This window comes from Hymenobacter ruricola (assembly GCF_015694525.1).
Classification (GTDB): domain Bacteria; phylum Bacteroidota; class Bacteroidia; order Cytophagales; family Hymenobacteraceae; genus Hymenobacter; species Hymenobacter ruricola.
Map to the genome: position 1 here is coordinate 766,197 of NZ_JADQDM010000002.1, position 12,808 is coordinate 779,004.

General features: G+C 62.1%; 13 protein-coding genes. 5 read left to right on the forward strand and 8 right to left on the reverse strand.

The genetic code is table 11. The features are described 5' to 3' along the window. Positions 1 to 48: 48 nt before the first annotated feature. The 5 genes from I2H31_RS07385 to I2H31_RS07405 form a co-directional block, all read right to left on the reverse strand. On the reverse strand, positions 49 to 792 hold the full coding sequence (locus tag I2H31_RS07385) for a carbonic anhydrase (RefSeq protein WP_196292345.1): 744 nt from the start codon (positions 790 to 792) through the stop codon (positions 49 to 51). Between the two features lie 176 nt (positions 793 to 968). Continuing rightward, on the reverse strand, positions 969 to 2,612 hold the full coding sequence (locus I2H31_RS07390) for a SulP family inorganic anion transporter (RefSeq protein ID WP_196292346.1): 1,644 nt from the start codon (positions 2,610 to 2,612) through the stop codon (positions 969 to 971). A gap of 156 nt (positions 2,613 to 2,768) precedes the next feature. Beyond that, positions 2,769 to 4,181, reverse strand: coding sequence for a sensor histidine kinase (locus tag I2H31_RS07395; RefSeq protein WP_196292347.1), 1,413 nt, complete (start codon positions 4,179 to 4,181; stop codon positions 2,769 to 2,771). A 135-nt stretch (positions 4,182 to 4,316) separates the two neighbouring features. After that, entirely contained in the window at positions 4,317 to 4,994 is a 678-nt protein-coding gene (locus I2H31_RS07400) for a response regulator transcription factor (RefSeq protein WP_196292348.1), read from the reverse strand. Positions 4,995 to 5,075: 81 nt separating this feature from the next. Beyond that, positions 5,076 to 5,252 (reverse strand): hypothetical protein, encoded by a 177-nt coding sequence (locus I2H31_RS07405; RefSeq protein ID WP_196292349.1) that lies wholly within the window; start codon positions 5,250 to 5,252, stop codon positions 5,076 to 5,078. A 362-nt stretch (positions 5,253 to 5,614) separates the two neighbouring features. Here I2H31_RS07405 and I2H31_RS07410 point away from each other — a divergent pair, with 362 nt between their 5' ends. The 3 genes from I2H31_RS07410 (at position 5,615) to I2H31_RS07420 (ending at position 9,638) form a co-directional block, all read left to right on the forward strand. Further along, entirely contained in the window at positions 5,615 to 6,208 is a 594-nt protein-coding gene (locus tag I2H31_RS07410) for a (2Fe-2S)-binding protein (protein WP_196292350.1), read from the forward strand. Positions 6,209 to 6,225: 17 nt separating this feature from the next. Further along, positions 6,226 to 7,251, forward strand: coding sequence for an FAD binding domain-containing protein (locus I2H31_RS07415; protein WP_196292351.1), 1,026 nt, complete (start codon positions 6,226 to 6,228; stop codon positions 7,249 to 7,251). Positions 7,252 to 7,397: 146 nt separating this feature from the next. Further along, positions 7,398 to 9,638 (forward strand): xanthine dehydrogenase family protein molybdopterin-binding subunit, encoded by a 2,241-nt coding sequence (locus tag I2H31_RS07420; RefSeq protein ID WP_196292352.1) that lies wholly within the window; start codon positions 7,398 to 7,400, stop codon positions 9,636 to 9,638. Between the two features lie 91 nt (positions 9,639 to 9,729). On the opposite strand, the gene I2H31_RS07425 is transcribed toward I2H31_RS07420, so the two are convergent. After that, entirely contained in the window at positions 9,730 to 9,867 is a 138-nt protein-coding gene (locus I2H31_RS07425) for a hypothetical protein (protein ID WP_196292353.1), read from the reverse strand. Next, positions 9,848 to 10,489, reverse strand: coding sequence for a zeta toxin family protein (locus I2H31_RS07430; protein ID WP_262895761.1), 642 nt, complete (start codon positions 10,487 to 10,489; stop codon positions 9,848 to 9,850). The genes I2H31_RS07425 and I2H31_RS07430 overlap by 20 nt, the downstream gene beginning before the upstream one ends. Here I2H31_RS07430 and I2H31_RS07435 point away from each other — a divergent pair. After that, positions 10,455 to 10,604, forward strand: a complete 150-nt coding sequence (locus I2H31_RS07435) for a hypothetical protein (protein WP_196292355.1) — start codon at positions 10,455 to 10,457, stop codon at positions 10,602 to 10,604. The genes I2H31_RS07430 and I2H31_RS07435 overlap by 35 nt on opposite strands. 125 nt (positions 10,605 to 10,729) lie before the next feature. Here I2H31_RS07435 and I2H31_RS07440 read toward each other — a convergent pair whose 3' ends face one another. Continuing rightward, positions 10,730 to 11,734, reverse strand: a complete 1,005-nt coding sequence (locus tag I2H31_RS07440; RefSeq protein WP_196292356.1) for a HEPN domain-containing protein — start codon at positions 11,732 to 11,734, stop codon at positions 10,730 to 10,732. A 256-nt stretch (positions 11,735 to 11,990) separates the two neighbouring features. Between I2H31_RS07440 and I2H31_RS07445 the strand changes: the two genes are divergently transcribed. Beyond that, positions 11,991 to 12,545, forward strand: coding sequence for a hypothetical protein (locus I2H31_RS07445; RefSeq protein ID WP_196292357.1), 555 nt, complete (start codon positions 11,991 to 11,993; stop codon positions 12,543 to 12,545). Positions 12,546 to 12,808: the final 263 nt, after the last annotated feature.

The window sequence follows — 12,808 nt, forward strand, 5'->3', positions numbered from 1 at the left end:
AATGTGGCAGGCTTTTTTTGTGGGCGGCGGGTGGGCCGGGGAAAACGATTATTTTTTGGCCGCCTTGGCAAAGCCGGGTACTTCTTTGGCAGGGTCCTCGGTGGGGCCTTCGTAGGTATTGGCCTGGTTGTCGGCCGGCTGGTCGGGTTCGGGCACGGCCGCCTCGGTGGCGTAGATGGACTCGATTTCGCTCATCACTTTCTCGCTGCTGATTTCGAGGTCCTTGAGCACGCCGTCGGCGATGTCGTAGACGAGGCCATGCAGGCGGGGCGGGTTGTCGCCGCGCATGGCGTTCTGGATGATGTTGGTTTTGGCCAGGTTGCGCACCTGCTCAATCACGTTGAGTTCCACGAGGCGGCGGGCGCGCTGGGTGTCATCCTTGATGCGCAGGTATTCCGTTTCGTGCGCCCGAATCACGTCGCGGATGTTCACCAGCCAGTTGTCAATCAGGCCGTACTGCTTGTTGCTGGCCGCCGCGGCCACGCCGCCGCAGCCGTAGTGGCCGCACACCAGAATGTCCTGCACGCCCAGCACTTCCACGGCGTATTGCAGGACGCTCAGCAGGTTCATGTCGGTGTGCACCACCAGGTTGGCGATGTTGCGGTGCACAAACATCTCGCCCGGGCCCGTGCCGGTGATGCCCGACGCCGGCACCCGCGAGTCGGAGCAGCCGATGAACAGGTATTTGGGCTGTTGGCCATTGGCGAGGTTCTTAAAAAAGTTGGGGTCCTTGGCGTTGCGGTCCGAAACCCATTTCTTGTTGTTTTCGAGAATTTTGCTGATTCCAGCCATAAGCGTGAAAAATGGTAAGTTGACAGCCCGCGCGACTGCGCCAAACGGTGGGCTGAATATACGGCCGCAACCAAATTAGGCTGTCGGCCAAGGGGCAAGGGCGGCTAAGGTAGCGCCTCAGCGGCGCACCACTCGGCGGGCCGGGACCGCGGAATAATTGCCCGCCCGAGTTCGGCCTAGTGCCCGGCCAGCGCCACCTGCCGGATGCCGCGCAGCTCCAGGTTGATGCCGCGCGCCGGGGCGGCCTGCCGGAAGGCCTCGATGGCTTCGAGCACGTCGTGGTCGATGACGTCGGAGCGGCTGCCGTCGAGGATGACCTGGCTGCCGGTGGGCAATTGCTCCAGCGTGGTCACGATGCTGGCTTTGTTGAGGAAGGACACGTGCTCGGGCAGGCGCAGGTGCAGCGGGGCGTCGGGGTTCTCGGCATTGTCCACCGACTCGTCGCGGCGCAGGTAGGAGCCCGCTTTGGCGTTGTCGCGCAGAATGAAGAAGAAGCCCAGCGCCAGCCCAATGCTCACGCCCTTCAGCAAATCGGTGAAGAGCACGGCCACGATGGTGATGATGAACGGAATGAACTGTTCGCGCCCCAGGCGCCACTGCGTGCGGTACAGCGCCGGCTGGGTGAGCTTGTAGCCCACCAGCAGCAGCACCGCCGCCAGCGCCGACAGCGGAATCATGTTCAGCACCGAGCCCAGAAACAGCAGGCTGGTCAGCAGCAGCAGGCCGTGGATAAAGGCGGACATTTTGCTTTGAGCCCCGGCCGCGATGTTGGCCGACGAGCGCACGATGACGGCCGTGAGCGGCAGGCCGCCCAGCAGGCCGCTGGTCATGTTGCCCACGCCCTGGGCCAGCAGTTCGCGGTTGGTGGGCGTGTGGCGCTTCTGGGGGTCGAGGTTGTCGACGGCTTCCACGCTGAGCAGGGTTTCGAGCGAGGCCACGATGGCAATGGTGAAAGCCACGCCGTAGGTGGCGGGGTTGCGCAACACGCTGAAATCGGGAAAGGTCATTTCGCCGGCCAGCTGGCCCAGCGACGTGAGCACCGGCAGCTTCACCAAGTGCTCGGGGCGCACCTGGATTTCCGGGGCCACGGCCTTCAGCAGTTGGTTGATGGCCACGGCGGCCACCACCGCCACCAGGGCGCCGGGCACCAGCCGCGACCACGCCTGCCGCCGCACGGGGGCCGTGTTCCAGAGCAGCAGCAGGCCCAGCGACACCACGCCCACCAGCACCGAGCCGGGGCTGAGCCCCTTCACCGCCGCGCCAATGGCCGAGAACGTGTTCAGCCCGTCGACCTGCAGGAACTTCATGTCCTCAAAATAGTCGGCATCGGCCCCAAAGAAGTGCGGCAGCTGCTTCAAAATCAAGATAATGCCAATGGCCGCCAGCATGCCGCGGATGACTGCCGCCGGGAAATACAGGGCGATGATGCCGGCCCGCGCCAGCCCCAGCACCACCTGAATGGCCCCCGCTACCACCGTGGCCGCCAGCACCGCCGGCCAGGAACCCAGCGTGGCAATGGCCGAGAGCATGACCACGGTGAGGCCGGCCGCCGGCCCGCTCACGCTCACGGCCGAGCCGCTGAGCAAGCTCACCAGCACCCCGCCCACGATGCCCGCCACCACGCCCGCCAGCAGGGGCGCGCCCGAAGCCAGCGAAATGCCCAAACACAGCGGCAACGCCACCAGAAATACCACCAGCCCCGCCGGCGCGTCCTGGCCCAGGGTGCTGAACAACGACTTCCTGGGCGCGGCCGGCTCGGGGCTGGCGGCGGAAGAAATGGGGGTACCGGTATGAGACGGCGACGAAACAACCTGGGGCATAAACCGATGCGAAGGGCAGAAGAGGGCGAAAAGAGACGGTGGCCGGAAGCAAACCGCCGGAATCGTTCCCGGAGAGTCCAACGCAAGGTTACGGGGGCGTTATTAAGACTGAATTAAAGGCGAATTAAAACGGAATTAAAACCACCGAAGCGGCCTTTACCGGTGGCGCAGAGGCCATTCCAGCCACACTTGGGTGCCGTGGCCGGGCTCGCTTTCGAGGCGCACCGTGCCGCCGTGCAACGCCATGATGCGGGCCGCCAGCGGCAGCCCAATGCCGTGCCCCGGCACCCCGCGCGCCGACGCCGCCCGGAAAAACGGCACGAACACCTGCTGCAAATCGGCGGCCGGCAAGCCGGGCCCTTCGTCCGTCACCTGCAGGGCAATGCCCGTGCTGCTGCGGGCCAGCGTGGCCGTGACGGGCCGGCCCGTGCCCGCCGAAAACTTGCAGGCGTTGTCCAGCACGTTCAGCACCGCAGACAGCAGCAGGGTTTCGTTGCCCAGCACCGCAAAAGGACCGGCACCGGCGTCCCCTCCCTCGCCAAAGTCCAGGTCGACGCGGCAGGTGGCGTGGCGGCGCAGCAGCTGCTCGTGGGCCTGCAGCAGCAGCTCGTCGAGCTGCACCTCGGCCATGGGCACCTGCGAGGGGTCGTCGGAAGCCCGCGCAATCTGGAGCAGGCCGTTGGTGAGCTGGTTGAGCTGCCGGGCCGAGTCGAGGGTGCTTTGCAGCACGCGGCGGTACTCGGCCGGCGGCCGCTCGGCCTGCAGCAAGGCCACTTCCAGCTCGCCAATGAGGGCCGTGAGCGGCGTGCGCAGCTCGTGCGAGGCGTCGCGCACGAAGGTGCGCTGGCCCGCAAAAGCCGCCTGCAGGCGGTCGAGCAGCCGGTTGAAGCGCTGGGTGAGCAGGCCGATTTCGTCGGTACTGCCGGCGCCCTGGGTCAGGCGCTGGCCCAGGTCGGTGGCCGTGATGCCGTCCACTTCGCGCACCATGCGCCGCAGGGGCCGCAGGGCCCGGCCCGCAAAAAACCAGCTGCTGCCGCCCATCACCACCAGGGCGGCCAGCAGGCCCAGGGCCAGCAGGTGGCGCAGCTCGCCCAGCTGCTGGCGGCTGTCTTCGTCCACGGAAGAGGCCACCACCACCAGCGGGCCCAGGCGGGCGTCGTGATAGAGCAGGCCCACGGTTTCGTGGTAGTTTTTTTCGGGTTCGAGCACGGCGCGGCCGTTGCGGCGCACCTCGGCCAGCCACGCGTTGGGCACGGGCTTGGCGGCCCCCTGCCCTTCCCGAAACACCAGCCGGTCGGCGGCGTCGTACACCCGGCCTTCTTCGTCGGGCAGCGTGCGGTAGAGCTGGCGCAGGTAGCGGCGGTAGAGCGCGTGCTGGCTGGCTTCGTGCTGGTTGCGGTGGCCTTCGGCGTAGGCGTGCCCCACCACCAGCGTGCGCTTGAACAAGCTCTGGGTAAACAAATTACGCCGCGACTGCAGAGTGGCGAAGTAGATGGCCAGCGCAAACAGCAGCAGTATCACCGCCAGTATCATCCCAAACTGCAGGGCAAGCCGAAGGCGAATGGTCATTGTCTAGTATGCTGATTATTTGATGTGCTGATGTGCTGATACATTGATTTTCTCGGTGTATCAATGTGCTTTATTAACTAATCAACACTGCTGAAAAACAGCACATCAGCACATCAAATAATCAGCACATTAACGTCAATCCACCTTCATCACATAGCCCATGCCCACCAGCGTGTGTATCAGCTTCGGGTCGAAGCCTTTGTCTACTTTCTTCCGCAGAAAATTGATGTACACGTCAATCACGTTGGAGCCCGTGTCAAAGCTCATGTCCCAGACGTGCTCCAGCAAATCGGCGCGCGACACCACCCGGCCCTGGTTGCGCAGCAGGTATTCGAGCAGCGAAAACTCGCGGGCGGTGAGCTGAATGGCCTGGCCGGCCCGCTCCACGCGCTTGGCGCCGGGGTCGAGGCTGAGGTCGGCCAAGTGCAGGGTGGCCTTCGGCGCGGGGGCTTCGGTGCGGCGGCGCACCAGGGCCCGCAGCCGCGCCAGCAGCTCTTCAAAGGCAAAGGGCTTGACGAGGTAGTCGTCGGCGCCGGCGTCGAGGCCCCGGATTTTGTCGTCGGTTTCGCCCAGCGCGGTGAGCATGAGGATGGGCACGCCGGGGTCGTGGGCGCGCACCTGGCGGCACACTTCCAGGCCGCTGAGGCCGGGCAGCATCTGGTCCAGAATCAGGCAGTCGTAGTGCGCCGACTGGGCGCGGCGCAGGCCGATGAGGCCATCGGCGGCGAGGTCGACGGTGTAGTCCTGCTCGGTGAGGCCCTGGTGCAGGAACGCCGCCACGGAGGGCTCGTCTTCAACTAAAAGGATTTTCATGGCGCCGGAAGGTAGCGCGCGGGCGCCGAATCTGCCGGTTTTGCGGCCGGGCCAGGCGCTGCGTTGGGGTATGGCGCGGGCCTAGCGGGCCGCCGTAACCGCCGCGGCTGCCGGCGCCACCGGGGGCCGGGCAGGCTGCTCAACTGGCATCTGGGCCGAGCCCAGCGGCGCGGCCTGCAACCGAATGCCCAGCGCCAACAAAGCCGAAAGTATCAACGCCAGATAAAAGCGAAAATGCTGCTGAAGATTGGTGAGCATGACAATAAAGCAACTTCCACATTGACCAGCCAGCGCGGCAGAGTCAAATTTTTATGCTCAAAATTACTTTTAGCCGGGGTTGAAAACCGTGTTTCTAGCCGAGCTTAAGTTTACGCAGGACAAATGGCCGGTTCTTCTCGGCGAGCAAGCGCACCGCTGCGCGGACACCGGGAACCGCCCAGGCAACGGCCATACAACCTGCGCTGCCACCGCCCCCATCCCGCGCCCGGGGCGCAAACGGATTAGTTGCTAGCGACAACACTACCCCGCCCCCGGCACGTATAGGAAACTCAGCCGTGGAAAGTGAGGACGTTGATTCCGAGCATCTTTTTTCCGCGCCCCACTTCTTCCTTTTCCACCTTATGAGCCACGTTACCCAAGCTCCGCTGGGCCGCCCGCCGGTGGCCCTGGCCCCCACCCAACCCGTTGCGCTGCGGATAAACGGCGCACTCCATTCCCTCAACATTGCGCCGTGGACCACGCTGCTCGATGCCCTGCGGGAATACCTGGACCTGACCGGCACCAAAAAAGGCTGCGACCACGGCCAGTGCGGCGCCTGCACGGTGCTCGTCGACGGCAAGCGCATCAACTCCTGCCTGAGTTTGGCCGTGATGCACGAGGACTCCGACATCACCACGATTGAGGGCCTGGGTACGGCGGAACAACTCAGCCCGCTGCAACAGGCCTTTATCGACCACGATGCCTTTCAGTGCGGCTACTGCACGCCGGGCCAGATTTGCTCGGCTCAGGGCCTCATCAACGAAGGCCGGGCCAAAACGGAGGATGAAGTGCGCGAACTGATGAGTGGCAATCTGTGCCGCTGCGGGGCGTATTCCAACATCCTGACCGCCGTGATGGAAGTATTGGACAACCAGCAGGCCGGACTGCCCGCGGGCGAATGGTCGGCCGGCGCGGCCCGGCCCCACGATGCGCCCGCCGAGGCGCCGAAGCAATAACTCCTCATTCAGACCTGATGAACAGCTTCACCTTTACCCAAGCCCCGGCCGTGGCCGCGGCCGTGCAGGACAACCTGGCGCACGAAGACGCGGCCTACATCGGCGGCGGCACCAATCTGCTGGATTTGATGAAGGAAAACGTGGCCCGGCCCACGCACCTCATCGGCCTCAAAAAGACCGGCCTCGCCGCCATTGAGTCCCTGCCGGATGGCGGCCTGCGCCTCGGCGCCCTGGCCACCAACGCCGACACCGCCTGGCACCCCGACGTGGAAAAGCGTTACCCGCTGCTCAGCCAGGCCGTATTGGCCGGGGCCAGCCCGCAGCTGCGCAACATGGCCACCGACGGCGGCAACCTCATGCAGCGCACCCGCTGCTACTACTTTTACGACCTGGCCACGCCCTGCAACAAGCGCGAGCCGGGCTCGGGCTGCTCGGCCATTGGCGGCTACAACCGCATTCACGCCATTCTGGGCACCAGCGAGAGCTGCATCGCCACCCACCCGTCCGACATGTGCGTGGCGCTGGCCGCCCTGGCCGCCACCGTGCGGGTGAGCGGGCCCCACGGCGAGCGCACCATTGCTTTTGGGGATTTTCACCGCCTGCCCGGCGACGCGCCCGAGCGCGACAACACCCTGGAGCCCGGCGAGTTAATAACCGGCCTCGACCTGCCTGCCAAAGGCTTCGAGAAAAACTACAGCTACCTCAAGCTGCGCGACCGCACCAGCTACGCCTTTGCGCTGGTGAGCGTGGCCGCCGCGCTGGAGCTGGACGGCGACACCATAAAGGATGCGCGGCTGGCGCTGGGCGGCGTGGCCCACAAACCCTGGCGCGACCCAGCGGCCGAAGCCCTGCTCATCGGCCAGCCCGCCACGGCTGACACCTTCCGGCGCGCGGCGGCGCAGGTGTTGGAAGGCGCTCAGGGCTATGGCCACAATACGTTCAAGATTGAGCTGGCCCGGCGCGCCATCGTGCGCGCCCTCAAGCAAGCCACCGAAATGACCCAGCGCACCGACGACAACGCCTTTCTAAATTCCAACCCGTGAATGTTTGGCCGTCATGCAGAGCGTAGCGAAGCATCTCTACCTCAATACTAAAATCAGTTAGTTGCGCGGTAAAGATGCTTCGCTGCGCTCTGCATGACGTTCTCAATTCTAGTCGGAACACACAACATCCCACGCTCTGAAACTCCATGACACTCCAAACCGACTACATCGGCAAGCCCACCAACCGCGTGGACGGCCCGGCCAAAGTGCTGGGCACCGCCAAGTACGCCGCCGAATTCAACGTGCCCAACTTGCTCTACGGCTACGTGGTGAGCAGCCCGATTACCAAGGGCAACATCACGAAAATCGACGCGGCGCCGGTGCTGGCGCTGCCGGGCGTACACCGGGTGTTCTCGCACGAGAACGTGCCCTCGCTGGCGTGGTTCGACCGCAGCTACAAGGACGACGTGGCGCCCGGCGGCTCGCCGTTTCGCCCGTTGCATTCGGCCGAAATCAAGTTCAGCCAGCAGCCGGTGGCGCTGGTGGTGGCCGACACGTTTGAGCTGGCCCGCTACGCGGCTTCCATCCTGCACATTGAGTACGAGGAAGAGGCCCACGAAACCGAACTGGCGAAGCACCTGGACGAGGCCTACCAGCCCGGCAAGGGCAAAACCGGCTACCAGCCGCCGAAGTCGCGCGGCAACTTCGGGCGCGGCTGGGCGCAGGGCGTGGCCCACATGGAAGGCCAGTACTCGCACCACGCGCAGCACCACAACCCCATGGAGATGTTTGCCAGCACGGTAGAATGGCTGGGTGACAAAAAGCTGAACGTGTACGACAAAACCCAGGGCGCCTTCAACAGCCAGCAGTACATCATGAAGGTGTTTGGGCTGAGCAAGGAGCAGGCGCGGGTGGTGTCGAAGTACACCGGCGGCGGGTTCGGCTCGGGATTGCGGCCGCAGTACCAGCTGTTTATGGCCGTGCTGGCCGCGCTGGAGCTAGAACGCTCGGTGCGCGTGTCGCTCACGCGGCAGCAGATGTTCAGCTTCGGCCACCGGCCCGAAACCCTGCAGCACGTGGCCCTGGCCGCGGCGGCTGATGGCTCGCTCACCGGCATCAACCACGTGGCGGTGGCCGAAACCTCGCAGTTTGAGGATTTCACCGAAAACGTGGTGGGCTGGAGCGGCACACTCTACGATTGCAAGAACGTGCAGCTGGACTACCGCCTGGCCAAGCTCGACGTATTTACGCCCCTCGACATGCGGGCGCCGGGCGCGGCCACGGGCTCCATCGGGCTGGAAATTGCGATGGACGAAATGGCCTACGCCGCCGGCCTCGACCCGCTCGAATTCCGCATCCGCAACTACTCCGATTTCGACCAGGCCCAAAACCTGCCCTACAGCAGCAAAAACCTGCGCGCCTGTTACCGCGAAGGCGCCGCCAAATTCGGCTGGGAGCGGCGCGACCCGCGCCCCGGCTCCATGCGCGACGGCAACCTGCTGGTGGGCTGGGGCATGGGCGGCGGCATCTGGGACGCCCAAAAGCAGCCCGCCCAGGCCCAAGCCAGCCTCGACGCCGACGGCCACCTCACCGTGAGCAGCGGCTCCAACGACATCGGCACGGGCACCTACACCATCATGACGCAGATTGCGGCCGAAAGCCTGGGCCTGCCCCTCGAAGCCGTCACCTTCGTGCTCGGCGACACGGAGCTGCCCGAAGCGCCCGTGCAAGGCGGTTCCTGGACGGCTGCGTCCATCGGCACGGCCGTGCAGGAAGCCTGCGCCGCCCTGGGCGAAGAGCTGCTGAAACAGGCCCAAAAGATGGACCATGCCGCTTTCAAAGGCGTCAAAATCGACGACGTGCAGTTTGCCAACGGCCAGATGCGCCTGCGCACCGACCTCACCCAGGCCGTAGTGCTGCGCGACCTGGTGCAAGCCAGCGGCCAGCCCAAAATCGAAGCCAAAAACGCCAAGCTGCCCGGCCTCATCGACATGGTGAAACCGCCCAAATACTCCATGCACGCCCACAACGCGGTATTTGCCGAGGTGAAAGTGGACCCGGACCTGGGCACCGTGCACGTCACCCGCGTGGTGAACGCCGTGGCCGCCGGCCGCATCGTCAACCCTAAAACGGCCCGCAGCCAGGTGCTGGGCTCGGTGGTCTGGGGCATCAGCATGGCCCTGATGGAGGAGTCGGTGATGGACCACCGCTTCGGCCGCTTCATGAACCACAACTACGCCGAGTACCACATTCCGGTGAACGCCGACATCCACGACATCGACGTGATTTTCGTGCACGAGGAAGACGCCGAAGTGAACCCGCTCGGCATCAAAGGCCTGGGCGAAGTGGGCCTGCTGGGCGTGGCCGCGGCCGTGTGCAACGCCATCTACCACGCCACCGGCAAGCGCGTGCGGGACTTGCCGGTCACCATCGACAAGCTGCTGTAGCGACTGCGGCGGCCGGTGCCGCTGACGTAACACGAGAACGCCCCGCAACTGGTTAGTTGCGGGGCGTTTTTTATAGGTTACTATTTCAATGCTATGCTTTCACCTGCACCACTTTGCCATTCTCGGAAACTACTACATAAGAATTCGTCTGGCGCTTTTTCGTCAGCATCCGCTCCACTGCCAGCTTAGTGCCTTGCAGTACTTTTTCTTTAATTTCTGTCTGAGTCATAGCCAGCGAGTTGGTGGATTATCTGCCACTTAGGCAAATCTACAATAGTATCTGATAGCGTACTCTGGCTTTCGGCAATTAGTTCGGGTTGGGTGCGCGAATTGTCGATGAGCAGCCAGTAATCTACCCGGCTTTTATACAGATGCAGAAAGTTGCTCAACCCCGCCCGGTAGCGGCGGGCAATAACCTCCGCAGGGATATGATGCCCGCCCTCCGCCACGCGCGCCCGCACCCGTACAACCGCTAGCTCTATGCTATCTAACCAGTAGTACACCAGCGTAACGGTGTAACCCTGCGCTTTGGCGCGCTCAATCAGCCCCACAAAGCTGCGGGTTGCCAGGGTGGTTTCAAACGCGAAATCAGCCTGTTGGGCTAGCAAATCCTGTATCCGACGCAGCATGATGCGGCCCGCTTCTATCGACACCTTTTCCGGTCGGAAAGGCGAAAGCCCCCGGGCAATTTCATCCGCGTTGACAAACTCCCGCACTTGCAAAAGCTCCGGCAGCACCGTGAAGGAAGCCGTGGTTTTGCCAGCCCCGTTGCAACCGGCAATGATATAGAGACTGGGCAATTTGGTGGACTGGTGAATGATTCTCCGGCAAAGAAACCTTCTCCGCTCCAAACAAACCGCAGAAGTGGGCCTGCTGGGCGTGGCCGCGGCCGTGTGCAACGCCACCTACCACGCCACCGGCAAGCGCGTGCGCGACCTGCCCGTCACGATTGACAAGCTGCTGTAGCAACCCCGGCGGCTGGTGCCGCTGCAGTGACATGGAAACGCCCCGCGACTGGTTGGTTGCGGGGCGTTACTGTTTTAATATTATGCTTCGCTACCGGCCCAAAGCCTGTATTATAGGTCTTTTCTCTATTGTATTTCGTACTCTGACACTTTATGCCATGTCGAAATATTTCCTTGAAATTTTTTATATCCTTCTGAAATCATGCTTCCTTGCCCAAATCCAAGTTCAGTTAACTTTTTATCCAATTCATCAATCTTTGGAATGTCATGCAACAACATTTCGATAATCATCCTCGAAGCCAAAATTTGTGCGTATTCAAAGAATAATTCGAACTTAGCAAAATCCTTACTATTCATACCTGAATGGACTAATTTCGAACGGTAATTATAAAGTAAATTAGCGTTTTTGTATATTTTATTGCCTCTTTCGTAAGATTCAGAGCACAACACTGCAAGATTTCTCCTAAACCTATAGGAAAGTTGTTCATTTCCTGGAACTATTGTCTCTAAACAAATACACAGGCAGATAAACGACATTTCAATACTATTTACATTAAAAGAATCTAAGTAGTATTTTATTGCATTGCGAACATAGTCTCTCTTTCCATAATTCTTTTTATAAAACGCCAAGAAATCGTTAGTTTCTTGAATATGCTCCTCAGGGTATATAAAGTAATGTTTTTCCGGTTCTTGGTATTTGTGCCAATGATAATTGTTGTATGTACTCCAACCATTGAAGTAAATTCCTTTTCCATCAAAGTATTGAGCGTCCAGCACATTCAATATATACAATTCTGATGGATGGATAACTTTAATAGCTCCTATTACCTCAAAATAATCTTTCTCTGACGGAGGGTTATTAAAATCTAATGGCCAAAGGAGATTCATATATTCCCAATCCCCATGCATACCCGCCCCTCCGATTCCGTCTGAACTTTGAGAAACATCCTTTACGCGTTTCCAATTTCTGTCTGCCATATCGGGCATAGAATTCTTTCGAATAAATTCCTCGGTACTCTTACTTTCTATCAAACCACCTTTTATACCCCAAGGTGTTAAATCTAAATGGTCAAAGTCAATGTAAGTACCACCAACAGTTGCAAAATGTACATATGATTCTTTTAGCTCCATTGTGTCGCTTTGTGAAATGATGTATAACATCTAGATTGCTGCTGTTACCAGTAGCAGCAGTTTGCGTTTAGTAAGCAGGTTAACTGTGGCAATCTACCAAGCGTTGGCTAGATAACCGCTACCACCACCTAGAAACTTCATTAATAGTACTCGCTAGTTCCACCCATACCAAACGCTGGGTCCACCGAAACCAAATGGTGGTACAGGATATATGGGGTACATTTATTTTTGTACCAGCCCCATCCTGTACCACCCCATGCGTACCACCCTCCCCCGCGCCGGCTCAATGCCGGCCCTGCGCCGCTACCTGAGCCTCTCCCAAGCTGACCTGGCGCGCCTGCTGGGAATAAACAGGGTGCGCGTGGCCGAGGCCGAGGCCGGCACCCGCTTCCTGACTGCCGAGGCGCGTGAGGCGCTGAGTGCCTTGCTGGCGGCCCTGCCCCTGGCCACGCGGCAGGCGCTGGCCGTGGCCCCCGGCGATGCCCCGCCGCCCCTGCCGCCGACGGTGCCGGCCCCGCCCGCGCCCCTGCCGCGCCCGCTGGCCCGCCGCCGGCACCTGGCCACCCAGGAGCTGGATAGGGTATTGGCTACGCTGGCCCCGCTCGAAGCGCGCCGGCTGGCCAGTGCCGCCCGCCTGGCCCTGCTGGCGGCCCCGGCTTGCCCGCCGGCGCTGGCCCAGGACGAGCTGTTTGCCGCGCAGGCCCGCCTGTGGGCCGGCCCCGCCGCCGAGGCCGAGCGCCGCCTGCTGCTGGCCCGCGCCGCCGGCCTGCGGGCCGAGCTGGCCGCCCTGGCCGGCGAAGCAGGCCGCTAGTGCCCGTCAGCACGGAGCTTCGCGCCCCTGCCCGAACCGGTGAACGAAGCAGCCGGCCGCGGGCACACCCCCTTCCTGCCATTATAGAGCCTGTTTAGGAAAGGGGTCGGCGGTTGGCGCGCGCCTGTGACGCGTGCCGCTTGGCTTCGAGCCTGGGGCTCGGGAATAGAATGCCAACCTGCGGGTCGTTTGAGTACGAGCCGCAGGCTCGGGCCCAGGCGGCACGCGTCGCAGACGCGCGCCAACCGCCGACCCCTTTCCTA